Consider the following 22,904-nt stretch of genomic DNA (forward strand, 5'->3'; position numbering starts at 1 on the left):
GCAACCCGGCGGCGTCATCCTCATGCACGACGGCTACCAGACCACCATCAACGCCGTCCCGCAGATCGCCGCGAACCTGGCGAGCCGCAACCTGTGCGCGGGCATGATCTCGCCCGCGACCGGTCGCGCCGTCGCACCTTCGGACACCCCGCCGACCAGCACCACGACCAGCACCACGACCACGACCACGACACCTCCGACCGGGGCGTGCACCGCCTCCTACCGCACGGTCAACTCGTGGCAGGGCGGTTTCCAGGCCGACGTCACGGTGACCGCCGGCGCGCCGATCACCGGCTGGACCGTGCGGTGGACGTTGGCCGCCGGTCAGACCATCACCCAGGTCTGGGGCGGCGTGTCCGTCGGCTCCGGCAGCCAGGCCGCGATCCGCAACGCCGCGTGGAACGGCTCGTTGGGCGCCAACGCCTCGACCACCTTCGGGTTCGTCGCCAACGGCTCCCCGACGGCCACGACGCTGAGCTGCACCAGTCCCTGACCCGGTGACTGGTCGAGTGCGCCCCTCGCACCGGGCGAGGGGCGCACCGGTCAACTCGTCAGGTGCCGCACCGCCCTGGGCAGGACGCCGTACAGGTCGTCCAACGTCTCCGGCGGGTAGTCCGCCCGAACCGTGTAGACGCACGACAGCAGGTTCCCGTGCGAGAAGAACGCCGCGCACAGCCAGTACGTCTTGGTGTCGTCCGCGGTCGTGGCGCAGTACCCGAGGAACGGGTCGACCCCCTCGGGCGGGTCCACGACGACGTCCTTGAGCACCGTGAACTGCTGCGGGTCCGGCTCGATCGACCAGGTCGCGCACTGCCGGGTGGCCTCGATGACCTGCCGCAGGACCTCGGCCCCGGTGGCCTCGGCATACCCGGTCACGACCTGCCGCATCACGATCTCGTCGTTGATCCACTCGCGGTACAACGTGGGCATGTAGCCGCGTTCGGCCTCGACCTCCACCTCGCACGGCTTCGGCTGCCACTGGAACGCGTACTCCTCGGCCGACGGCCCGGTGAAGCCGTAATCCGCCATCCCGTCCTTCGGAATGGCCCCCTGCTGCACCATCGTGGGCAACCGGTCGTTCAACGACGGCGCGCTGGACGTGGTGACGGCGGTGGCGTTCGTCCGCTCCGCGACCGCCGAACCCGACACCGGCGTGCTGCACGCGGACAACAAGCACACGCCGACGAGTAATCCCCCCAAGGACCTCATACCTACGTGATCGCCCTCGCGGCCAGCGACGTTTCAGACGGTGGCGCCTCAATGCGGGAACGTGCGCCGTGCCCGTCGCGTGAGGTCTTCGCGGTGGTCCTCGATCTCCAGCCCGACGTCGATCATGGTCTCACTGTCCCGAATCCGGTCCAGGTAGCCGACGGACGCGGCGAGCGCGAGCAGGTCGACCGCGAAGTACACGCCCATCAACGGGTTGACGAACAGCTCGCTGCCCGCGGTGCGCGAGGTGAGCGGCACGTCGCCGAACTCGCCGCGCAACGCCGCCGCGACCTGCCCGTTCACGATGCTCGGCCGGAGCGGGGTGGCGGCTTGGGCGTGGGCGACGGCGTCCAGGTACGCCCGTGCCTCGTCGGACGCCGAGGGTATGGACAGCGCGCCCAGGTAGCCGCCGGCCCGGTCCAGCGCGGCCAGGTTCTCCAGCACGTGCGCGTGGCACACACCGTGGTAGGAGTCGATGCCGAAACCCAGGCACACCACCAGTCGCTCCACACCGTCGAGCGCGGCGACGGCGGCGAGACTGGTCATGTCCTCCTCGGGCGTGCCGATACCGGACTCGTCGCCGCGCATCAGGATGTCCGTGCCGCCGTCGACCAGGACGACCGCGTCCACCCCCAGCCGTTCGACCAACGTCCGATAGGCCGCGGTCAAGGGCCGCACCCCCGTGCGCGGGAACGCGTGCACGGTCGACGGCAGGTCGCGGGCGGACAGCCACCGGGCCAACGTGCGCTCGGGGAAGTAGTCGTCGCTGCCCGCGCTGTCCGGCCCGACCGCCGCCACGTCGGGCGCCACCCAGTCGTCGAGGTCGAGCTGGTCCAACGGGCTGAACGAGAGGTTCGCCAGGTGCACCCGCTTGCCCGACCCGCGCAACGCGAACGCCAGCGGCAGGCCCGCGTACACGTCGAACCCACCGCCCGCTCCGGCGATCAGCACGCTCGACGCGGACTTCAACCGGGTGAACAGCGGGGGCTCGGCCAACGTGAACACCCCGTGATCATAGGGAGGGCGGCCCGCAGGCCGAGCGCCTCGGCCGGCGTGACGGCACGTGAACTCCCGACTCCGCCGGCCTTCACCGAGGTCGAAGCCCTGGCTGCACCGACCCTCGTGAGGGCGATCCGGTTCACGCGCGCAGCGCCCGCCGGTCCGCCGGTTCCTCGCCCAGGTCGTGCAGCCAGGGTTCGTGGCCGGGCGGTTCGTAGACCATCGGCGACTCCGCGAACCGGCGCAGGGCTGCCTTGTCGGGCTTCGACCGGCGCAGGGTGGCCGCGACCCGGTCGAGCCGGCGGGTCCGCTCGTCGGGGTCGCCGGGAACGGCGGGCAGGTGGTCCGGCGCCGGGTGGGAGCCGTCGGCCAGGTAGGACAGCGCGGCGACGCGGAGGTCGATCTCCGCGACCACGCCGGGGTGCCACGCCGCGCTCCGGAGGTCGTCCAGATCCGCGAGGAGGTCCCGGGCTCGCGCGTGTTCGCCGATCTCCGGGCGCGTGGCGGCCAGCTCGACCGTCGCCCACAACGCTCGGGCGCCGTCTTTCGCCGCGCGGTGCAGGTGGGCGGCGGCGAGGAACAGCTCGGCGGCCTCGGCGTGGGACGCCTGGCGGCGCGCCGCGCGGGCGCCGAAGAACGCGGCCAGCCCGGCGTTGCCGAAGTTCCGGACCTCCTCGAAGAGGTCCATGGCCTTGCGCCACAAGGCGGGCGCGCGGGGGCCGGTCGCCACCCGGGCCTCTTCGTAGAACGCGTCGGCACGCAGCCGCACCGGTGTCCGGGCGTCCATCAGGGTGCGGGTCACGGCCACCCAGCGCCGGGCCGCGCCGAAGTCGGACAGGCGCAGGGCGAGCCTGGTGTTGTTGATCGCCACCGGCAGCGCGGTGGCGTTCTTGCCGACGGTCCGGAACGCGTCGACCGACCGCTGTCCCGCCGCCAGGGCGCCGGCCAGGTCGGACCGGCCCGCGAGGTGCCTGGCCAGCTCGAACGTGACGCGCCCGACCAGCTCGACGAGCCCGGCGTCGGCGGCGACCCGCTCGGCGGAGGCGAACGCGTTCTCCGCGGCCTCCCCGTCGAGGGTGCGCGCCAGGTCCAGGTACTCGCGCACGGCCGCCTCCGCGTTGCCGGCACGGTCGCGCAGCCGGGCCGCGTGCTCGCGGTCGCGGCGGACGGACTCGTCGTCGGACTCCGCCTCGTGCACGGCGCGCAGCCCGTCGGTGAGGTCGCCGGCCAGATCGAACCACTCCTCGCGTTCGGCGAGGTCGCGGGCGGCGACCAGCGGGGTCGGGTCGAGCCGCAGGACGAGGTCGGGTTCGGCGCCGGCCCGCAGGTCGTCGCGCAGCCTGGTCAGCAGGAGCCGGCGGAAGCGGGCCACGGCGTCCGGCGACTCCTCCGCCTCCAGCCGCTCCCGCGCGTACAGGCGCACGAGTTCGAACAGCCGGAACACCGGTTCGGGCGGGTCGCCGAGCTCCTCGTGCCCGGCCACGCTGCGGTCGACCAGGCGGTAGAGGGTGAGCCGGGTGACGTCCGGGTCCCGGCCCAGCCCCCGGCCGAGGTCCTCGGCGGTCGCGGCCGAGCCCGGCGCGGCGGGGAGGTACTTGAACGCCGTGCGCCCGTCGTCGTCCAGGTGCCGGTAGCTCAGCTCGATGGCCAGCCGCATCGGCAGCACGTCGTCGTCGAGGAAGGCGAGCCTGGTCCGCTCGCGCCCCACCAGCCTGGCCACGCCCTCGGCGCCGGTCTCCGGGTGGTTGGTCATCCAGGACGCGATCAGCCGCAACGCCATCGGCAGGTCGGCGCACGCCGCCGCGATCCGGTCCAACGCCTCGGCCGGTGCGCCGGCCCGCACCCCGGCCAGCAGCTCGACCGACGCCGCGCGCTCCAGCGGCGGCACGTGCAGGACCACGTCGGCGTAGCCCTGCGTGCGGTTGCGGGAGGTGACGACGACCGCGCACGTCGGCGGCGCGGGCACCAGCGGCGCGACGTGCTTGGCGTCCAACGCGTTGTCCAGCACCAGGAGCACCCCGCGACCGTCCAGCGCGGCACGCAGGTGGGCCGCCTCCGCGCCGGGCTCGGGCGTCACGCCGACGCTGTGGCACACCAGCTTCGCCACGCCCGACGGCGCCCGCCGCGCGTCCAGGCCGAGCAGGTCCACGTACCGGACGCCGCCGGGGAACCGGTCGGCCAGCACGTGGGCCGCCTCGATCGCCACGGCCGACACACCCGCCCCGAGCTGACCGGTGAGGAACGCCGTGGCACGGCCCCGCTCGGCGAGCCGCGCGGTGACCCGGGCGACCAGGTCGGCCACCAGCCCGCCCCGACCGGCCAACGCGGGCTCGCGCGGCGGCAGGGCCGTCATGCCCAACGCCGTGCGGTGCAACGGCGTGAGCGCGACGGGCAGGCCGGTGGCCTCGCCCAACCGGAGCAGCACCGCCTCGGTGGAGGCCGACCGGACCGGTGGCAGCGCGGCGACCAGGGCGTTGGCGAGGCGTCGCGCGTCCGGGGAGGCGGCCCGGCCGGACAGCACCTCGCGCCGCAGCTCGACCGAGGCCGCCACGAGGTCGGTGCGTTCGTCGGCCAGCCGGCGCACCAGCTGCCGCCGCACCGCCGCCGGCAGGTCGCGCGCGCCCGGCACGGCCTCGGCGCCGTGCAGCCAGCGGGCCACCGCCTCGTCGTGACCGGGCAGCGACGGCAGCAGCACCCGCGGGTCCAGCCCGCGCCGGGCCAGGTGCAGCCACAGCGCGTCGGAACCGCCGACCTCGGTCACGGCCGCCGCCAGCAGCTCGGAGGCGACGCCGCCCAGCGCGTCCAGGTCGAGCCGGCGCAGCAGCGGCCCGAGCTGCGCCGCGACCACGTGCGGTCCCTCGCCGCGCGGCAGGCGCGAGTCGCGCAACGACTCCAGCAGCCTGCCCGCCGCACCCGCCAGGTCCAGACCGTCACCCAGCCGGATCGGCGTCCGCAGCTCCAGCCCGTACGGCAGGGCGTCCACCTGCTCCAGCACCAGCGGCACGACGCGCCGCCGACCGTCCGCCCGGGCCAGCGTGATCGCGCGGGCGATCTCCTCACGCAGGTAGACGGCGTTCTCCGTGCGTCGCGACACCAGCACCACGGTGATCCGCGAGGCCCGCAGGTGCCGGTCGAGGACGAGGTCCCACTCCTCGCCCGCGCGCAGCATCGAGTCCTCGTAGACCGTCGCGTGCGGTTCCAGCAGGGACCGAAGCCGTTCGGCGGCAGGACTGTCCGCGCCGGCGTGCGCCAGGAAGAAGTCCCACTCCACCCGTTCCTCCCCACCCCGCGGCGACGCCCCACTGCCACTGTGTCGGCCGAACGCACCCGAGCGCTACCTCGCCCACTGCCCAGAGCTGATCTGCCCACAGCAGCACGTCCCGCGAAACGTGCCGGCGGGTCGGCATGGTCGGAGCATGACCGACACCAAGCAACCGCTGTTCGACCACCGACTGCGAGACCGGTTCTTCAGCCGGCGGGTGCTCGTCCTCGACGGCCCGCTCGACGACGACAACGGCACCGTGCTCGCCACCCAGATGCTGTCCCTGGCCGCCGAGGACCCGGACAAGGACATCGCGCTGTGGATCCACTCGCCGGGCGGCTCGGTGCCGGCGATGCTCGCGATCCGCGACGTGATGCGCCTCGTGCCGTGCGACGTGGCCACGCTCGCGTTGGGACTGGCGTGCAGCGCGGGGCAGTTCCTGCTGTCCGCGGGCACACCGGGCAAGCGCTACGCCCTGCCCCACGCGCGCGTCCTGATGCACCAGGGCTCGGCAGGCATCGGCGGATCGGCTGTGGAGGTTCAGGTGCAGGCGGACGACCTGCGGCACACCCGCGACACGGTGCTGGGGCTCATCGCGGAGGACACCGGCCAGCCGATCGACCGGATCTTCACCGACTCCCTGCACGACCGCTGGTTCACCACCGGGGAAGCGCTCGACTACGGCTTCATCGACCACGTCGTCGAGCGCCTCGACCAGGTCGTGCCCGTGCGCACGCACGAGCTGGGGCTCGGCACCCGGACGGGGGCCCGCGCATGAGCACCTACACCATCCCCAACGTCATCACCCGCGGCCTCGGCGGCGAGCGGATCATGGACGTCTACTCGCACCTGCTGTCCGAGCGGATCGTCTACCTCGGCACCGCGATCGACTCCGGCGTCGCCAACGCGCTGATCGCCCAGTTGCTGTACCTGGAGGCGGACAACCCGGACCGCGAGATCAACCTCTACATCAACAACGAGGGCGGCGACCCGTCCGCGATGCTCGCGCTGTACGACACCATCCGCTACATCAAGGCACCGGTGTCGACGACGTGCGTCGGCCAGGCGGTGGCGACCGGCGCGGTGCTGCTGGCCGCCGGCGCGGCCGGGCACCGCTTCGTGCTGCCCCACACCAGGGTGGTGCTGCACCAGCCCGCGGCGCAGGGTCGCGGCACCATCCCGGACCTCATCCTCCAGGCCGACGAGGTGGTGCGCGTCCGTGCCCAGCTGGAGGCGATCCTCTCCCTGCACACCGGTCGCGACGTCGCGGAACTGCGGCACGACACCGACCGCGACCGGGTGTTCTCCGCGGTGGACGCGGTCCGCTACGGGCTCGCGGACCGCGTCCTCGAACACCGGGACTGAGACCGCGGCCTCAAGCGGCCATGAGCACGGGTCCCGCCGGGCGACGTCCGACCGCGGGGCCCGTGCCGCGGCGCTGCCGGACGTCGCCCGCGATGTCGGAGAGCAGGTCGAGCAGGTCGACGCCGAGCGCGCCGGTGACGGCGGCGATCATCTCGCTGGACGGTTCCTTGCGGCCCCGTTCGATCTCGGAGAGGTACTGCGGTGAGATGCCCGCCCGTTCGGCGACGTCGACGAGGCGGCTGCCCCGCTCCTCCCTCGCCGCGCGCAGGGACCGGCCGAGCACGTCGCGCCACAGCGGGTCCGGCTCGCGATCCGGCGTGCGCTTCTGGTGGAAGGGGAGGATGTCCGCCATGCCGCCATCGTGACGCAGGCCGGGCGTCCAGGGGCAGCGGTTCCGCTCCCGGCGGACAGGGCGGTTGATCGTTAGCACAACGTTGGCGCGACGTTGGCGGCGATCACTTGACTGCCAGGGTCAGGCGTCCCCGTCCCCAGCGCTTGTGAGGAAGGTCCGGCTCATGGCACCAGGCACCGCCGAGGTGGTCCCCGCGCGAACCGTGCTCAGGAAGACCGCGGCCAGGGCCGACGTCCAGCAGCGGATCGAGGCGATCGGCAAGGAGGCGGAGGCCGAGCCGGACTCCGTCGTGGGCAGGCCGACCGGCGGTCAGTTCCCCGACGACCCGTTCGCGAGCCTGCGGGGCGTCGCGGGGTGGGCGGTCGACTACGTGACCTTCCTGCGTGAGCCGATCGACCAGTTGCAGGGCGACCGGCAGAGCGTGCAGGCCACCGCGGACGCGATCCGCTCCACCGCGGAGCGGATGCGCGAGCTGGCCGCGAAGCAGCGCGACACGCTGGCCAAGCCCCAGGGGTGGACCGGAAAGGCCCAGGAGGCCTACCAGACCAGCATGGACACCCTCGGTGAGGAGCTGGACTCGCTGGCCGGCGCGGTCGCGGTGAAGGGCGTGGTGGTCGAGAACAGCGGTGCGATGGTGCAGGCGCTGCGGGAGGCGCTGCTGCACACCGTCGGCCAGTACTCGAACTCGCTGGTGCCGGGCGCGATCACCGCGTACGTCTTCGCCCCGATCACGTTCGGCGCGTCCATCGCGATGTTCCTGGCGTCGGTGGTGGACAGCGCGTCCCAGCTCGGCACGAGCATCTCGGCCAAGATGGACGATCTGAACGCGGCGCTGACCCGGCAGGTCGACCGGGTCAAGCAGCTCGACGAGATCTCGGACGAAGTCGGTCGCGGCTGGGAACGGTTCGGGGCCGCCGCGGGCGGGGGGTCGGAGGCGCAACCGGCCCGCACCGCGGCGCGGCGCGTGCTGCGCGAGGGCGAGCCCGCCGAGGCCCTGCGGCCGATGGAGGCCAGGCGGATGGTCGCCGCCGAAGAGATGCAAGCGCTGCGACCCGTGGAAGCCAGGCGGGCCGTGGCTGCCGAAGAAATGGAAGCGCTGCGACCCATGAATGCCGTGGCGGCCGAACGGCTCACCGGTCGGCTCGTGCCCGACGAACCCACCTACTCCGCACGGGTGGCGGAGGAACCGCTCCAGGCGCGGCAGGCGCTCCAGGCCGAACCGATGATGCAGGCCTCCCGCGCGGAGCAACCACTCCAGGCTCGTCACGCGGTCCAGGCCGAGCCGTTGATGCAGGCCTCCCGCGCGGAGGAGCCGCTCCAAGCCCGCCACGCCGTCCAGGCGGAACCGATGATGCGCGCGACCTACGTGCAGGCCGAACCGATGGTGCAGGCAACCCGAGCGGACGCCCCCGTCCACTACGAGCAGGCCGTCCGCGAGCAGGCCGTCCGCGCCACCGAGCCGGTCACCCACTACCGAGCCGCCGAGCAGGCGGAGTTGCGCGCGATGTCCGCCACCCGCGAAGCGACGGTCCGCAGGGCCGAGGAGACCGAGTAGGCGCGGGCGGTCCCCGACCGTCCCGCCGAGCACCTCCCCGTCCTTCCACTTCCCTGCGTTCCGCGGAGGCAACGCCATGGTCACCGACCTGACCCCCACCACGATCAGCACGCCACCCCCTCCCGGCGGCGACACCGGCTTCACGATGGACGCGTCCGCGATGGACACGCTCCAGCAGCAAGCCGACGACCTGCGCACCGGCTACGAAGAGGTGTCCTCGAAGCTGTCCGGCCAAGCCCTGGCGGGCAACGCGTTCGGCACCGCCGGAGCGTTCGCCGTCGAGGCGTTCAACGCCTCCAACCACCGCTCGGTCGAACTGACGGGCAAGGCCGCCTCGACGTTGGGGCTCGTCGGCGAAGGGCTGAAGGCCACCGCGCACACGCAGCAGGAAGCCGACCGCGCCAGCGGCGAGCAGTTCGCCTCGGTCGAACCCGACACGATCGCCAACGGCCCGCAGGGCGCACCGGCGGGCGGCCCCGACGGCACTGCGACCACCCAGGGTCCGCCGGTCACCCCGACCGAGACGATCCCCGGCGGCGGCGCGAGCGGCACCGGCACCGCCTCCCAACCCGGCGGGCCGCAAGTCCCGCCGGCGAGCGACATCCCGGGCGCGGACGGCACCACGCAGGCCTCCGACTACACCACCCCGGACCCCACCGGCCAGGGCGGCGGTGCACCCGCGGGTCAAGGTGGTGGCGCACCGACCGGTCAGACCGCCGGCGTCCCCAGCGGACAGATGCCCCCGACCCCCACGATGCCGGGCGCTCCGGGAACCCCCACCGCCGACAACCCGACGAAGCCCTCCGCCCCGGCAGCCGTGCCCACCGCCAACAGCGGCGGCTCGCCGGACGAGACCAAGACCGCTGCCGCCCGGACCTCGACCCCGCCCCCACAGGCCGCGACACCCCAGGCCGCCCCGGTGCCCGACTTCCCCGAGATCCCCGACCCACCGCCCGTCCCCAGCGGTTCCGGTGGCGGCGGTGGCGCGAGCCTGGCGGACGCCCTCAAAAACACCCCCACGACCGGCGGCACCACCCCCTCGGCGACCACACCGCCGCCGACGCCTCCCATCCCCGAGGTGCCGAAGGACCTCTTCAAGCAGCCCACCATCCCGGACCTCGGCACCGGCAGCGGTTCGGCCAGTGGCTCGGCCGGCGGTACGGCCGGTGGTTCCGGTGGTTCGGGCGGCGGGCCGTCCGGTGGCATGACACCTCCGCCGACGCCTCCCATCCCGGAGGTGCCGAAGGACCTGTTCAAGCAGCCGACGATTCCCGACCTCGGCACGGGCGGCGGCACAGGCACTTCGGGCGGCACTTCGGGCGGCTCGTCGGGCGGCGGCACGGGCACGCCTGGCTCGTCCCTGCCGGGCGGCACGCTGCCCACGACCCCGTCCGTCCCGGACCTCGCCGGCCTCCGTCCCGGCGAGCAGTCGCCAGGGGACCAGGGCGGTCGCGGCGACCGTGACGCCTCGGACAACGAACGCCCCGGCCGCGACCGCGAGGCCGGCGACCGAGACAGCCGGGACCGCGAGGCGGGCGACCGCGAAGGACGCGACCGCGAAGCCGGTGACCGAGACAGCCGCGACGACCGTGAAGGACGGGACCGCGAAGCCGGCGAGCACGGCGGCGGCGGCGCGGGTGGTGGTGGCGGCGAGCAGGACGGCCCGTCCGAGCGCGACCAGCACGGCTTCCCGATCACCTCGGTCGACGGCAAGCCCTGCCTCGACCTGCGCGACCTCCCGGCGGAGGAAGGCGAGCGCTGGCAGGAGACCATCCGCGACATCCTCGCCACCAAGGGTGAGGGGTCCTTCTTCTGGGCAGGCGACACCATCGACGCCCAGGGCCAACGCCACTCCCTCATGGACCTGGCCGAGTTCATGACCAACCTGGACGGTCGCGCCGAGCCCGACGCGACCGAACGCCCCGGACGCGAGGTGTCGGACACCGTCGCCGCCAGCCCCGCCCGCAGCGCCAACGGCGACGTCTACGTCCTGGTGGGCCCCAACCGCGCCGAAGGCGACCCGGTGGAGCTGACGGACTTCCCGACGCTCCAGGCCAACCCCGGGGTCGAACGGGTCTTCGCGATCGACGCCCTCACCGGCCGGGAGACCCAGATCCACCCGAAGGTCTCCTGAGCCAGCGGGCGCGGGAGCACCCCCGCGCCCGCAAGATCAGACCCCGTCCCCGGACGGCGCGCCCCTCACCCGGACAGTCCGGACGTCGTGGTCGACCAGGGCGCGCCGACGCCGGCCATGCTGTCGTAGAACGGGTGGCCGTCGGTGATCTCGCCCTGGTCGATCGTGCGGCCGGTGAACGCCGAGGCGTAGATGGCGGCCACGAACTCCATGGTCACCCTGGTGTCGGCGGTGGACACCGGCGGGGTCCCGCCGGCGTCGAGGGCGTCGAGCACGGCGGCGAGTTGGGCGGTGTGGCCGCTGGGCGTGTCGGCCGGCCCGCTGTCCCACGCCGACACCACGTCGGGCGACGTGGGCGCGGCGGTGAACGTCCAGTTCCCGTCGTCGTAACCGTAGAGGTGCTCCAACTCCACGGTGGCCCGTTCGAAGTCGAAGCGCAGTTCGCTGGTCTGACGCGGCGAGACCACCGAGTTGACCACGGTGGCCACCGCACCCGAGTCGAACCGCACGAGCGCGGCGGACACGTCCTCGGTGTCGGTCGGCCGGGCCTGGCGCGCGGCGATCGCGGTCACGCTGCTCCACCGGCCCAGGACCGACAGCAGCAGGTCGAACTGGTGGATGCCGTGCCCCATGGTCGGCCCGCCGCCCTCCAGCTCCCACTTCCCCCGCCACGGGACCGCGAAGTAGTCGTCGTCCCGGAACCACAACGTGTTCGCCGACGCCACCAACGGCCGACCCAACGCGCCCTCGGCCACCAGCCGCCGCAACCGCACCGCGCCGGACCCGAACCGGTGCTGGAACACGGTGGCCATCGGCACACCGGCCGCGTCCTCGGCCGCGCGCAACCGGTCGAGACCGGCCAACGACAGCACCGGCGGCTTCTCGACCACCGGCACCGCGCCCGCCGCCAGGCACTCCAGCGCGAGCGGCAGGTGCGTCCCCGGTGGCGTGCACACGTGGACCAGATCGGGCCGCCGAGCCTCGATCAGCGCGGTCAGGGTCGGGTAGGCGGGCACGTCCCAGGTCGCGCCGAACGCGGCGGCCCGGTCGGGCTCGAGGTCGACCACGCCGACGAGCCGCGCCCGCCCGGCCAGGTTCCTCATCGCCTCGGCGTGCGCGCCGGCGATCGCGCCCGTGCCGACGATCGCACAGGTGTAGCCACGACTCGTCACGAAAAGTGCTCCTCGTCCGCTGCTAGTCCAAGTGGAGACCCACGTCGACCGGGCTCAACCGCCCGCACATGCCGAACACCCGCTCCGGTTCCGGTGTCCGGAACACCGCCGCCCGCTCCAGGTGGGCGGCCACGCCCAGGGACACGTCCCGCGTGATCGCGAGGGTGGCCTCGGCCTGGCGGAGCGGCCCGTCGCGCACGATCCCCGCCCACGCGCCGGCCCGATCCCGGACCAACGCCGCCGCCGAGGCGTGGAACTCCCGCAGCGGAGCCCGATCACCGGCGCGGACCGCGTCCCGGATCCGGACGAAGCCCTCCACCGCCAGGTCACGACGTCGGCGGGCGTCGGCGGCGCGGTCGGCCTCGGTCGCCCGGACCGGCAGGGTAGCCGCGTCCCGGTACCGGTCCCGATCGGCGACGACCTCGGGCGGGAACGTCATCACCGCGTCACCCGCCTCGGGCAACCCCGCGTTGCCCATCAGCACGACCACCCGCAGACCGCCGTGGTTGACCGCGCGGTGGATCGTCCCGGGGGTGAACCACACCACCGAGCCGGCGACGAGCGGGATCTCGCGGCAGCCGTCGAGGGTCACGGTGTGCAGCTCGCCCTCACCGCCCACGACCACGTAGCACTCGGTCGACACCAAGTGCACGTGCGGGCTCCCGCCCACCACACCATCAGGCGCCGCGTCGTCGTAGACGTCCAGGAACGACAGCGACGTACCGCCGGGGAACGTGCTCACACCGCCTCACCCAACACACCGCGCACCGAATCCGCCAGGGCCTCGGCTTCCTCCTCGCCGCCGTCGGCCACCCCCGCGCCGTAGCGGAACCGCACGGTCGCCCCGTCCGCGACGACGAGCTCCTCGCTGAAGAACGGGGCCGGGTTCAGGCACGCGAAGTGCTCGGACCGGGTGAACCACCGCGGCGGGTGGTGCGGGTTGGCCCCGTGGTCGACCATGAGGACCAGGGACTGCGCGTCGTCGCCGTCGTGCCTGCCCGCGAAGGCCATCCACTCGGCACGCCGGCCACGCACCTCGTCACCACCGGAGCCGTCGGGCGTCACGACGGTCCCGCCCGTGAACGAGCGCGGCCCGCGCCAGAACAGGCCGCCGTACCCCGCGTTCTCCCGGCCACGCGTGGTCGGCGAGCCGAACGCGATCTCCCGACCCGAGGTGTTCGTCATCGTCGTGTCGAACGTCAGCGCCCAAGCCTGAGCGGACAGCAGGGACGCGGCGATCGTCCGACGCTCGGTGATCACCGTGTCGCCCGCCTGGGTGATCCAGTCCAACTCGTGGGTGAACCAGGCCCTCTCCCCCTCCGCGCCGACGTCGACCACGCGCCGGTGCGACTGGGTACCGTTGTTGTCCAACTGCACGTAGGACCGCCCGTGCACGTAGGTGGGACCGCCCCAGAAGTTCTCCTCGCCGACGTTCGGCAACGACCACGCGATCCCCTTGTGCCACACATGGTCGTGGGGCCGGAACAGGCTCACCACCCGCCCCGCCCGCGTGCGGATCGGGTGCAGGAACGGCTTGGGCGACTCCAACCGCGGCGTGTCGGGCACGTAGGTGTAGCGGACGAGGTCGACGTCACCGGCGCGCACGGTCAGCGCGGATCCGATGTCATGCCGCACGGCCAGGGCGCTCACCACGTCAGCTCCGGCACGCCCACCCGGCGGCGCGGACCCGCGAGCAGGCCGCCGTGCGGCTCGACGGTGTCCCGGATCGGGAGGACGGACCCGGCCCGACGCCGGCGGCACACCGCCCTGCCGGTCACGCCGTTGAGCGCGATGACGACCTCGTCCACCCGGACCTCCTTGTCGGAAAGCGCTTTCCGGTGAGTATTCAGGGACGCCTCGCACGCAGTCAAGGGCCCGTGGAGCGCTTGACACCTCCTTGGAAAGCGCTTTCCATTGGCCGGTGACCACACCTCCGCCGCAAGCGGGCCACGTCGTCGTGGCACTGGACTCGTTCAAGGGCTCGCTGTCCGCGCGCCGGGCCACGGCCGCCGTCGCCCGGGGAGTGCGCCGCGGCGGCGCGGTCGTGCACGAGCACCCGGTGGCCGACGGCGGCGAGGGCACGCTGGACGCCCTGCTCGCGGCCGGTTTCACGGCGGTGCCGGTGAGGTCGACCGATGCCCTCGGCCGTCCGGTCGAGGCGCGCTACGCGGTCCGCGACGGGGTCGCGGTCGTGGAGCTGGCCGAGACGTCCGGCCTCGGCCTGGTCGCGGACGTGCCGCCGACCCCGGACCGCGCGGCGGCGGCGTCGACGTTCGGTGTCGGGCTGGTGATCGCCGCGGCGTTGGACGCGGGGTGCGCCGCGGTCGTGGTCGGCCTGGGCGGCAGCGCCACCACCGACGGGGGCACGGGTCTGCTGGCCGGTCTCGGCGCACGCCTGCTCGACGCGGACGGGGTCGCGCTCGACGCCACGACCTCGCCGCTGCGGGCCGTCCGCGCGGTCGACCGGACCGGGCTGCACCCCCGGCTGGGCGAGGCGGGGCTGGTCGTGGCGAGCGACGTGGACAACCCGCTGCTCGGTCCGCACGGCGCGGCGGCGGTGTACGGGCCGCAGAAGGGCGCGGACGCCGCGCTCGTGGCCTCCCTGGACGCCGACCTGGCCCGCTGGGCGGACCTGCTTGACCCTGGCGCCGCCGCGGTGCCGGGCGCGGGAGCCGCGGGCGGGACGGGTTTCGCCCTGCTGGCGCTCGGGGCCGAGGTGCGACCGGGCATCGACCTGGTGCTGGAGCTCACCGGCCTGGCCGACCGGCTGTCCGGCGCACGGCTGGTCATCGCCGGTGAGGGCCGCCTGGACCACCAGACGCTGCGCGGCAAGGCGCCGGTCGGTGTCGCCACGGCGGCGCGGCGTGCGGGCGCGACCGCCGTCGCCGCCACCGGGAGCTGCGACCTCGACCGCGCCGAACTGGCCACCGCCGGGTTCGCCGACGCGTTCGCGCTCACCGACCTGGAGCCCGACGTGCCCACCTGCCTGACCCACGCCGAACCGCTGCTGGAACGCCTGGGCGAGCGCATCGCCGCCGCGTTCCCCGGCGACCGGTCCCCGCACGACCACGGGTGACGCCCTCACCCGGCTCGCGGGACCGAAGACCCGCACCACCGCCGGGTTGCGCCGGCCCACTCCGGCACCCGCCCGCATCCCGCGCAGCACCACTCATCGCCGCCCGCACATCGCCACCCGCGCACCCCTGGACCCACCTGCGCCGCGCATCGCCGCCGCGTTCCCGGCGACCGGCCACCACCCTGATCACCGCCGCTCCCCCGGCCGCCACCGGGCGTACCAGTCGGCCGCCGCGCGCAGCGGCGCCGGCAGGGGCGCGATGGAGGGGTACCAGGCGCGTTCCCACTCCAGCGACACCCAGCCCGACCAGTCCGCCAACAGCCGGCCGCACGCCTCCAGCGGCACGTCGCCCGCACCCGGCGGGACCGGGGTCGGGTCGTCGGCGGCCACGTCCTTGACCTGGAAGTACCCCAGGTACTCCCCCAGCACCGCACGGGTGCGCTCCGGCGGCTCGCCCGCGCGCCACGGGTGCACCGCGTCCCACAGCACCGCCACCCGTCCCGGGTCGCCGAACGGCGCGACCAGCCGCCGCGCGGCCTCACCGGTCGGGTGGGAGTCGTGCGTCTCGACCAGCAGCCGGACGCCGGCGGAGCGCAGGTCGGGCAGCACGGCCGCGATCCGCTCCGACGCCCGCCCGTCCTCCCCGGCGCTCCCACCGCCGGGGAACACCCGCACCGAGGGCGCGCCGAGCAGCGCCGCCAACTCCACCAGGGCGCGCAGCTCGTCGACCACCGGACCGTCCGGCCCCGGCCGGCACACCTTCGGGTACCCCGCGAGGCAGGCGACCTCCAAGCCGGCGTCGGCGATCCGGTCGCGCGCCCGCGCCGCCCGCGCGGGCGACATCCCGAGGTGGACCTCCTCGTCGGGGTGCACGCGGACCTCCAAGCCGTGGCAGCCGTGCTCGGCCGCCACGACCGCGCTGTCCGACACCGGCACGCCGGGCGCGCCGAGCGTGCTCACCGCGAACTTCCACCCGCTCACCCGTGCACCACCTCCACCGGCGCGAACGACACCCTGGTCACCGGCCCGTCCGACCAGCGCGCCTCGACCGCGTCCGGCCCGGCGGCCACGACCGACACCACGTCCGAGAGGTCCCCGGGCTCACCGGCGAGCACGGCCAGCGCGACGTGGACCGATGTTCCCCCACCGACCCCGCACAGCCTCGGCACGCGCACCGACGGCGTGAACGCGGTGCCGCCCGGCGCGACGACCTCGTCCGCGGACTCCCAACCGTGCAGCGGGTGCAGCGCCGAGGACAGGTCCGGCCCGGCGGCCCAACCGGTCAGCTCCACCCCGGTACCCGGCGGCGCGCCGACCACGCGGTGCACCCGCAGCTCGTGCGGCCCGCGGGCGACCACCACGCTCTGCACGCGCAACGCGGGCAGCAGCGGCGAGCCGCCGGGGAACACCGGCCGGTGCCACGAGGCGGCCCAGCCCCAGCCCTCGCCGTGGCCGGCCCCGAGCGGGTGGATGCGGCGGCGGGCGGCGCGCAGGCCGCGGAACACCACGGTGAAGTGGTTGTCGGCCGGGTTGCCCGCCGGGGTGGGGCCGGTGCGGGTGGAGTAGGCGAACCGGCTGTAGTGCGGATCGTCGCCCTCCGCGGTCTCGGCGTGGGTCGGCCGCACGTGGTCGCTGCCGTGGTTGTGCAGCCGGGCGATCCCGTCGGTGGCCGTGGTCTGCACGAGGAAACCGGGCGCGGACAGGCCGAGCACGTGGTCGCGCTCCTCGACCGGCGCGTCCCGCTCGACGTCGGTCCACAGCGGGTCGTCGGGACCGGCGAGCAGGCACACGAACGCCTTCGACGCCCAGTACGGCGAGGCCGGCCCCGAGTAGTGCTGCACCACCGGGGCGTACGGGCCGTGCCAGCCGAGGCTCAGCAGGCCGCGGTCGTCCACCGCGCCCCGGTCGAGGAAGTAGCGCAGGCAGCCGCTGAGCAGCCGGCGCGACACGCCCGGCGCGAGCGGCGTGTGGCCGGTGACCGCGCCGAGGGCGACGGCCGCGCCGGCCGCGAACCGGTAGGTCAACGACCTGCCCTGGTGGACGGGCGCGCCGTCGCCGCCGAACAGCAGCGAGAACCCGGAGAGGTGCTCGCGCAGCCGGTCGCCGTGCGGGGTGGCCGTGCCCGCCAGGTGCGCGTCGAGCACCGGGTACAGGTGCAGCGCCCACCCGTTGTAGTGGTCGAAGGCCCGCCCGTCGCCGTCGGAGTACCAGCCCTGGCCCCGGTACCACGCCTCCAGCAGGCCCAGGGCTCGCTCGCGGACGCGGGCGGTGTCGGCGTCGCCCCGGCCGACCGACTCCAGGAACCCGGCCACCGAGTACGGGAACAGGTACCAGTTGTTCGGCGCGGGCAGGGCGTGCAGGGCGTCGCGCAGCCAGGCCTCGACGCGGTCGCGCACGGCGTCGTCCAGCCGGTCCCACAGCCATGGCCTGCTCACCCGCAGGGCGAACGCGACCGACGCCGCCTCGACCATCGGCTGACCCCGCACGTGGTGGTCGCCGATCACCGGCCACGACTCGGCGTCGTCCGCGCCGGGCGTGCGGGTGCCCGCGTCGAGGCCGTCGGCGTAACGGGCCAGCCGGCCGTGCGGGTCGTCGCCGCCGGCGCCCGCGACCCGGTACGCGGCGGCGAGCATCGTCCGGGCGAACCCCTCCAGGCCGTCGCTGCGCACACCGCTGCCCGACGCCGGGCCGGGCAGGTCCAGCCGGGCGCCACCGGGGCTCGCCCACCGCCACGCGGCGTCCAGCAGGGCGTCGGCGGCGGTCTCCCAGTGCGCGCGGGTGTACCCGGTACGCGGGCTGAGCCGTCGGTCTTCCACCAGGTCGGCCACGGGGTTCACGCGATCCGCTCCTCTCCGCTCGCGGTGTGCTCGATCAGGATCGGTCACGCGATGTACGGGAGGCGTTCGGGAGCCACCCGGCCGAGCAGCGGCACGCCCTTGACGAACCGGCCCACCTCGGCGACCGCGAACTCGCCGATGCGCCGCAGCTCCCGGCCCTGCGCACCGGCCAGGTGCGGGGTGATCAGCACGTTGGGCAGGGTGAACAACGGGTGCCCCGCCGGCAGCGGCTCCGGCTCGGTCACGTCCAGGATCGCCGAGATCCGGCCGGTGGCGCACGCCGCGGTCAGCGCCTCGGTGTCGATCAGCGAGCCGCGGGCGGTGTTGATCACGAGCGCGTTCTCGGGCAGCAGGGCCAACCGGCGGCCGTCGAGGAGGTGACGGGTCTCGGGCAGGGCCGGCGCGTGCACCGTGACGACGTCGCTGCGGCGGCAGAGCTCGTCCACCCCCACCGACTCCGCGCCGAGGCTGGTGGCTTCCGCGCGGGTCACGTGCGGGTCGTGGAGCAGGACCTCGACGTCGAACGCCCGCAGCCGCCGCAGCACGAGCCGGCCGATCCGGGACGCGCCGATGACGCCGACGGTGCAGTCGTGCAACCCGGTGCCGTCGCCGGGCAGCCAGTCGCGCGGCGCGCCCTCGGCGGCGGTCGCGTACCGCCTGGCCCGGCCGAACGCCCGCTTCGCGCCCAGGACCAGCATGGCCATCGTGTAGTCGGCCACGGGGACGGCGTTGACGTCGGCGGAGGAGGAGACGACCACGCCGCGTTCGAACACGACGGGGTCGACGGAGGACTTCACCGAGCCGGCGGCGTGCACGATCGCGCGCAGCCCCGGCGCGACGGCCAGCACACCGGCGTCGACGCGCGGGCCGCCCCACCCCGTGACCAGGAGGTCCGCTCCCGCGAGGGCCGCGGCGGCGACCGGCCCGTCGAACGAGGTGAACGTCGCCGCCGGGTCGATGTCGACCAGCTGCCGCAACCGGGTGACGAGGTCGGGCGGGAAGACGTCGGCGAGCGCCCAGGGGGCGAGGGCGAAGACCGCGACAGGTCGCCGTGACACGGAGTGGGCTCCTATCAGTGGGCCGGGCAGCGGCCGATCAATGTAAACGTTTGCATCCACACGTCACTCTACGCACAAGCACTGCCGCTCACAATGCCCGCGAGCCGAGCCAAAGGCAATGCCACTACAGGCGGATACACCCTGGAACACCGGACACGCAAGGCGTTGACGCAAGCGTGTAACCGTTTTATGTTCGTGACCATCGTGTTTCGGCTCGGCACCGCGAGAGAGGCGTTCGACGTGAGCATGACGCGGGTCCGCGGCGGCACCGGTGGCGCCGGCCCTCCGGCGGCGAAGGCGCCCGCCCCACCGCGGGAGGGTCGTCCGCGCCTCGGCCACCTGCGCCGCATCAGGGCCGACCGGGTGCTGCTGCTCGTCGCGGCGCCGGGGCTGGCGTACTTCCTGGTGTTCCACTACGGCGCGCTGTTCGGGAACGTGCTGGCGTTCCAGGACTACGTGCCGTTCCTGGGCGTCTCGGGCAGCGAGTGGGTCGGCCTGGCGCACTTCGAGCGCATGGTCACCGATCCCCTGTTCTGGAACGCGGTGAAGAACACGCTGCTGATCGGCGCGCTGCAGCTGGTGTTCTTCTTCCCCGCGCCGCTGGCGCTGGCGCTGCTGCTCAACAGCGTCGTCGGCGACACCCTGCGGCGGTTCGTGCAGAGCGTGGTGTACCTGCCGCACTTCCTGTCGTGGGTCATCGTGGTCGCGCTGTTCCAGCAGATGCTCGGCGGCGCGGGCGTGGTCAACGGCTGGCTGTCGACCCTGGGCCTGGGCGGCATCTCGATCATCGGCAACCCGGACGCCTACGGGCCGCTGGTGATCGCGCAGCTGGTGTGGAAGGAGTGCGGCTGGGCCACGATCATCTTCCTGGCCGCGCTGTCGCAAGTGGACGAGCAGCAGTACGAGGCCGCGGCGCTGGACGGTGCGGGCTGGTGGCGGCGGCTGTGGCACGTGACGCTGCCCGCGATCAGGCCGGTGATCGTGCTGCTGCTGGTGCTGCGGCTGGGCGAGTTCCTGTCGATCGGGTTCGAGCAGTTCTTCCTGCAACGCCAGTCGGTCGGCCCGGAGACGGGCGAGGTGCTGGAGACCTTCGTGTACTTCACCGGCTTCGCGAACGGCGACTTCGGCTACGCCGCCGCGGTCGGGCTGTTCAAGGGCGTGATCGGCGTGGCGCTCATCTACACGGCGAACAAGGTGGCCCACCGGCTGGGCGAACAGGGGGTCTACCGGTCATGAGCAGGACTAGCGCGCCGGCCTGGATGGGCCGGCCGACCCCCGCGGTGCGCGCCGCCAAGGCCGTCGCGCTGACCGTGATCGTCGCGCTGGTGGTCTTCCCGTTGTGGACGGTGCTGGCGACCAGCCTCGCCAGCCCGCAGAACGTGATCGAGAACGGCGGCTGGGTGGTGTGGCCGGACGAGTTCACGGTCGACTCCTACGCCGAGATCCTCCAGGGCGGGATCATCAGCCGCGCGCTGCTGGTCAGCGCGGGCGTCACGGTCGTCGGCACGGCGCTGAGCCTGTGCTGCACGATCGGCCTGGCCTACACGTTGAGCCGGCCGAAGGTCTACGGCGGCAAACCGCTGCTGCTGCTCGTGCTGTTCACGTTCCTGTTCCCGCCGGGGATGGTGCCGCTGTTCCTGGTGGTGCAGGGCGCCGGGCTGTTCGACTCCTACGCCGCGCTGGTCCTGCCGTTCCTGGTCAACGTGTTCAACCTGGTCGTGATGCGCGGCTTCTTCCAGTCGATCCCGGCGGAGCTGATCGACGCCGCGCGCATCGACGGCGCGGGCGAGCTCGGCATCCTGCGCCAGGTCGTGCTGCCGCTGTCCAAGGCGGTCATCGCCGTGGTCGGCCTGTTCTACGCGGTCGCGTACTGGAACCGCTTCTTCGAGGCGATCATCTACTTCAACGACCAGGCCAAGTGGCCGATCGGCACCGTGCTGCGGCAGTACGTCACCGGCGGGGCGTCCCTGGCCGAGACCTCGGGCGAGATGGCGACCACGTCGCCGCAATCGGTGCAGATGGCCGTCGTGATGCTCGCGACGCTGCCCATCGTGTGCGTGTACCCGTTCCTGCAGCGCTACTTCGTCAAGGGCGTCGTCACCGGTGCCTTGAAGGCCTGAACCCCCTCCACCGCAACCACTCCTTTCGGCTTCCCGCCGGGAGAGGAACCTCGTCATGGACCACCGCATCGACCGCCGTTCCCTGCTCCGGCTGGCGGGCGTCGGCGCGCTCGGCCTCGCCGCCCCGTCCTTCCTCACGGCGTGCGGCGACGGCGCGTCGGGTGGCGGCGTCTCCAACGCGGGCAAGGACCTGGCGCCGTGGCCGACGCGCGTGCCGTTCGCCGGTCCCACCCCGGACGCCCCCGGCGACGATTCCGGCGTGCAGCCGCTCTACCTGAAGTACCCCGAGAAGCTGGTGCGGTCGGTGGACAACCCGGTGGGCGACGGCTCCGACGTCACGGTGCTGGTCGTGTCGTTCGGCGCGCCGCCGAAGCCGGTCGGCGAGAACCGGTACTGGCAGGCGGTCAACCAGGCGCTGGGCGTCAACCTGAAGGTCGTCGTCGTGCCCGATCCGGAGTACGGGCAGAAGATGGCCACGCTGATGGCCTCCGGTGACGACCTGCCCGACATGATCATGTTCACCAACCTGGCGCTGCCGCACGCGGCCGAGTTCGTCCAGGCCCGGTGCGCCGACCTGTCGGAGTTCGTCGGCGGCGACGCGGTCAAGGAGTTCCCCAACCTGGCCAACCTCCCGACCCACGCCTGGCAGGGCATGGGCCGGATCGGCGGCAAGATCCACGGCATCCCGCTGGAACGGCCGATGCCGGGCAACAGCCTGTTCGTCAACCGCTCGGCCATGGACGCGGCGGGCATCCCGAAGGACTGGACGACCGAGCAGTACCTGGACGCCGCGAAGGAGCTGACCGGCGACCGCAAGTGGGGTATCGGCTGGTTCAAGACGCTGTTCGGCGGGCTGGGCGCCATCACCTACCACGCCGGTTCGCTCGGCGCGCCCAACGCGTGGTCGACGAACGGCGGCGCGTTCGCGACGACCCTCGCCACGCCCCAGTTCGAGCAGGCGCTGGAGGTCATGCGCAAGCTGGTCGAGTCGGGCGCGCACTACCCCGACAGCCTCACCGCCAGCTCCACCGACATGCAGAGCTACTTCCACAACGGCACGGTGGCCTCGATCAGCGACGGCTTCGGCTCGGTGAGCCTGCCGACCCTGACCAAGATCAACGGCCGGTTCGACCTCGACCTCGGCCGGCCGTACGGACCGCGGGCCACGCCCTGGCAGAGCGCCGGCGTCTTCGGCTACGTCACCATGAAGAAGGCCGACCCCGCCCGGATCAGGATGTTGCTGCGCATCTGCGACTACCTCAGCGCGCCGTTCGGCACCGAGGAGTACGAGCTGGCGAACTACGGCGTGGAGGGCGAGCACTTCACCAAGGACGCCGGCGGCATCAAGACCACCGACCTGTACGGCCAGGAGAACAACTCGCTGCTGCCGACCAAGTTCATCGGCGTGGGCCCGGCGGTGCTGTACCTGCCCGGCCACCCCGACGTCGCCAAGGCCGTCCACGAGTGGCAGAAGGCGACCCTGCCCAAGAGCGTGCGCAACCCCGCCACCGGACTCCGCTCGGCGACCGAGGCGAGCAAGGGCGCCCAGCTCAGCCAGATCGTCGGCGACGGCATCGCGGCGATCACGTTCGGCCGCAAGCCGCCGTCGGCCTGGAAGGACGTCGTGGCGCAGTGGCGGCAGGCGGGCGGCGACCAGGTCGCCGAAGAGCTGGCCAAGGAGCACGCCGCGAACCAGTGACGCCGGACCGCTCCACTCCGGACCACAGCCCCGACCGGCGGAACCGGTCGGGGCTGTGGTTTCGGC

At 73.6% G+C, this 22,904-nt stretch carries 21 protein-coding genes; 10 read left to right on the forward strand and 11 right to left on the reverse strand.

Annotated elements, in window-relative coordinates; translation table 11 throughout:
- Positions 1 to 493, forward strand: a 493-nt coding sequence (locus LNK82_RS20075; protein WP_230568557.1) for a cellulose binding domain-containing protein, incomplete at its 5' end; no start/stop codon positions are given.
- Positions 494 to 543: 50 nt separating this feature from the next.
- Here the strand turns inward: LNK82_RS20075 and LNK82_RS20080 are convergent.
- Positions 544 to 1,029, reverse strand: coding sequence for a hypothetical protein (locus tag LNK82_RS20080; protein WP_230568558.1), 486 nt, complete (start codon positions 1,027 to 1,029; stop codon positions 544 to 546).
- 13 nt (positions 1,030 to 1,042) lie between these two features.
- Here LNK82_RS20080 and LNK82_RS20085 point away from each other — a divergent pair, with 13 nt between their 5' ends.
- Complete coding sequence (locus LNK82_RS20085) at positions 1,043 to 1,219, forward strand: hypothetical protein (RefSeq protein ID WP_230568559.1); 177 nt, start codon at positions 1,043 to 1,045, stop codon at positions 1,217 to 1,219.
- A gap of 38 nt (positions 1,220 to 1,257) precedes the next feature.
- Here LNK82_RS20085 and LNK82_RS20090 read toward each other — a convergent pair whose 3' ends face one another.
- On the reverse strand, positions 1,258 to 2,214 hold the full coding sequence (locus tag LNK82_RS20090; RefSeq protein ID WP_230568560.1) for a DUF1152 domain-containing protein: 957 nt from the start codon (positions 2,212 to 2,214) through the stop codon (positions 1,258 to 1,260).
- Positions 2,215 to 2,347: 133 nt separating this feature from the next.
- On the reverse strand, positions 2,348 to 5,479 hold the full coding sequence (locus LNK82_RS20095) for a toll/interleukin-1 receptor domain-containing protein (RefSeq protein WP_230568561.1): 3,132 nt from the start codon (positions 5,477 to 5,479) through the stop codon (positions 2,348 to 2,350).
- Positions 5,480 to 5,624: 145 nt separating this feature from the next.
- On the opposite strand from LNK82_RS20095, the gene LNK82_RS20100 reads away from it, so the two are divergent.
- Both LNK82_RS20100 and LNK82_RS20105 read left to right on the forward strand, forming a co-directional pair.
- Positions 5,625 to 6,248, forward strand: coding sequence for a ClpP family protease (locus LNK82_RS20100; RefSeq protein ID WP_230568562.1), 624 nt, complete (start codon positions 5,625 to 5,627; stop codon positions 6,246 to 6,248).
- Positions 6,245 to 6,835 carry a ClpP family protease gene (locus tag LNK82_RS20105; protein WP_230568563.1) on the forward strand — a complete coding sequence of 197 codons (591 nt, stop codon included), beginning with the start codon at positions 6,245 to 6,247 and terminating at the stop codon, positions 6,833 to 6,835. Before LNK82_RS20100 ends, LNK82_RS20105 begins: the two co-directional genes overlap by 4 nt.
- Positions 6,836 to 6,845: 10 nt before the next feature.
- Here the strand turns inward: LNK82_RS20105 and LNK82_RS20110 are convergent, their stop codons facing one another.
- Positions 6,846 to 7,187, reverse strand: coding sequence for a helix-turn-helix domain-containing protein (locus LNK82_RS20110; protein ID WP_230568564.1), 342 nt, complete (start codon positions 7,185 to 7,187; stop codon positions 6,846 to 6,848).
- Positions 7,188 to 7,350: 163 nt separating this feature from the next.
- Between LNK82_RS20110 and LNK82_RS20115 the strand changes: the two genes are divergently transcribed.
- Together LNK82_RS20115 and LNK82_RS20120 are read left to right on the forward strand one after the other, a co-directional pair.
- On the forward strand, positions 7,351 to 8,742 hold the full coding sequence (locus LNK82_RS20115; RefSeq protein ID WP_230568565.1) for a hypothetical protein: 1,392 nt from the start codon (positions 7,351 to 7,353) through the stop codon (positions 8,740 to 8,742).
- A gap of 76 nt (positions 8,743 to 8,818) precedes the next feature.
- Complete coding sequence (locus LNK82_RS20120; protein ID WP_230568566.1) at positions 8,819 to 10,876, forward strand: hypothetical protein; 2,058 nt, start codon at positions 8,819 to 8,821, stop codon at positions 10,874 to 10,876.
- Positions 10,877 to 10,941: 65 nt separating this feature from the next.
- Here the strand turns inward: LNK82_RS20120 and LNK82_RS20125 are convergent, their stop codons facing one another.
- From LNK82_RS20125 to LNK82_RS20140, 4 genes are read right to left on the reverse strand one after another with little or no spacing between them, the layout of a single operon-like run.
- The gene (locus LNK82_RS20125) at positions 10,942 to 12,048 is read right to left on the reverse strand and encodes a Gfo/Idh/MocA family protein (protein WP_230568567.1); all 1,107 of its coding nucleotides are present in this window, start codon (positions 12,046 to 12,048) and stop codon (positions 10,942 to 10,944) included.
- Positions 12,049 to 12,070: 22 nt separating this feature from the next.
- On the reverse strand, positions 12,071 to 12,790 hold the full coding sequence (locus LNK82_RS20130) for a cupin domain-containing protein (protein ID WP_230568568.1): 720 nt from the start codon (positions 12,788 to 12,790) through the stop codon (positions 12,071 to 12,073).
- Positions 12,787 to 13,698, reverse strand: a complete 912-nt coding sequence (locus tag LNK82_RS20135) for a DUF6807 domain-containing protein (RefSeq protein WP_230568569.1) — start codon at positions 13,696 to 13,698, stop codon at positions 12,787 to 12,789. The genes LNK82_RS20130 and LNK82_RS20135 overlap by 4 nt, the downstream gene beginning before the upstream one ends.
- Positions 13,695 to 13,856 carry a hypothetical protein gene (locus LNK82_RS20140; protein ID WP_230568570.1) on the reverse strand — a complete coding sequence of 54 codons (162 nt, stop codon included), beginning with the start codon at positions 13,854 to 13,856 and terminating at the stop codon, positions 13,695 to 13,697. Before LNK82_RS20140 ends, LNK82_RS20135 begins: the two co-directional genes overlap by 4 nt.
- Positions 13,857 to 13,969: 113 nt before the next feature.
- Between LNK82_RS20140 and LNK82_RS20145 the strand changes: the two genes are divergently transcribed.
- The gene (locus LNK82_RS20145) at positions 13,970 to 15,124 is read left to right on the forward strand and encodes a glycerate kinase (RefSeq protein WP_230568571.1); all 1,155 of its coding nucleotides are present in this window, start codon (positions 13,970 to 13,972) and stop codon (positions 15,122 to 15,124) included.
- Positions 15,125 to 15,310: 186 nt separating this feature from the next.
- Here the strand turns inward: LNK82_RS20145 and LNK82_RS20150 are convergent, their stop codons facing one another.
- The 3 genes from LNK82_RS20150 to LNK82_RS47790 are packed head-to-tail and all read right to left on the reverse strand — an operon-like array spanning position 15,311 to position 19,019.
- Entirely contained in the window at positions 15,311 to 16,105 is a 795-nt protein-coding gene (locus tag LNK82_RS20150) for a sugar phosphate isomerase/epimerase family protein (RefSeq protein ID WP_230568572.1), read from the reverse strand.
- Positions 16,102 to 17,961: a DUF2264 domain-containing protein gene (locus LNK82_RS20155; protein ID WP_230568573.1), complete on the reverse strand. Its 1,860-nt coding sequence runs from the start codon at positions 17,959 to 17,961 to the stop codon at positions 16,102 to 16,104. Before LNK82_RS20155 ends, LNK82_RS20150 begins: the two co-directional genes overlap by 4 nt.
- A 44-nt stretch (positions 17,962 to 18,005) precedes the next feature.
- Entirely contained in the window at positions 18,006 to 19,019 is a 1,014-nt protein-coding gene (locus LNK82_RS47790) for a hydroxyacid dehydrogenase (protein ID WP_230568574.1), read from the reverse strand.
- A 195-nt stretch (positions 19,020 to 19,214) separates the two neighbouring features.
- On the opposite strand from LNK82_RS47790, the gene LNK82_RS20165 reads away from it, so the two are divergent.
- The 3 genes from LNK82_RS20165 to LNK82_RS20175 are packed head-to-tail and all read left to right on the forward strand — an operon-like array spanning position 19,215 to position 22,838.
- The gene (locus tag LNK82_RS20165; RefSeq protein ID WP_230568575.1) at positions 19,215 to 20,255 is read left to right on the forward strand and encodes an ABC transporter permease; all 1,041 of its coding nucleotides are present in this window, start codon (positions 19,215 to 19,217) and stop codon (positions 20,253 to 20,255) included.
- On the forward strand, positions 20,252 to 21,139 hold the full coding sequence (locus tag LNK82_RS20170) for a carbohydrate ABC transporter permease (protein WP_230568576.1): 888 nt from the start codon (positions 20,252 to 20,254) through the stop codon (positions 21,137 to 21,139). The genes LNK82_RS20165 and LNK82_RS20170 overlap by 4 nt, the downstream gene beginning before the upstream one ends.
- Positions 21,140 to 21,194: 55 nt before the next feature.
- The gene (locus LNK82_RS20175; RefSeq protein ID WP_230568577.1) at positions 21,195 to 22,838 is read left to right on the forward strand and encodes an extracellular solute-binding protein; all 1,644 of its coding nucleotides are present in this window, start codon (positions 21,195 to 21,197) and stop codon (positions 22,836 to 22,838) included.
- The last annotated feature ends 66 nt before the right edge of the window (positions 22,839 to 22,904 follow it).

The organism is Saccharothrix luteola (genome assembly GCF_020859565.1).
Taxonomy (GTDB): domain Bacteria; phylum Actinomycetota; class Actinomycetes; order Mycobacteriales; family Pseudonocardiaceae; genus Actinosynnema; species Actinosynnema luteola.

Excerpts from the sequence above, each read along its gene's own strand:
- LNK82_RS20080 (WP_230568558.1), bottom strand. The coding sequence starts at position 1,029 with ATGGCGGATTACGGCTTCACCGGGCCGTCGGCCGAGGAGTACGCGTTC.
- LNK82_RS20085 (WP_230568559.1), top strand. The coding sequence starts at position 1,043 with ATGGCCCCCTGCTGCACCATCGTGGGCAACCGGTCGTTCAACGACGGC.
- LNK82_RS20100 (WP_230568562.1), top strand. The coding sequence starts at position 5,625 with ATGACCGACACCAAGCAACCGCTGTTCGACCACCGACTGCGAGACCGG.
- LNK82_RS20105 (WP_230568563.1), top strand. The coding sequence starts at position 6,245 with ATGAGCACCTACACCATCCCCAACGTCATCACCCGCGGCCTCGGCGGC.
- LNK82_RS20110 (WP_230568564.1), bottom strand. The coding sequence starts at position 7,187 with ATGGCGGACATCCTCCCCTTCCACCAGAAGCGCACGCCGGATCGCGAG.
- LNK82_RS20115 (WP_230568565.1), top strand. The coding sequence starts at position 7,351 with ATGGCACCAGGCACCGCCGAGGTGGTCCCCGCGCGAACCGTGCTCAGG.
- LNK82_RS20120 (WP_230568566.1), top strand. The coding sequence starts at position 8,819 with ATGGTCACCGACCTGACCCCCACCACGATCAGCACGCCACCCCCTCCC.
- LNK82_RS20170 (WP_230568576.1), top strand. The coding sequence starts at position 20,252 with ATGAGCAGGACTAGCGCGCCGGCCTGGATGGGCCGGCCGACCCCCGCG.
- LNK82_RS20175 (WP_230568577.1), top strand. The coding sequence starts at position 21,195 with ATGGACCACCGCATCGACCGCCGTTCCCTGCTCCGGCTGGCGGGCGTC.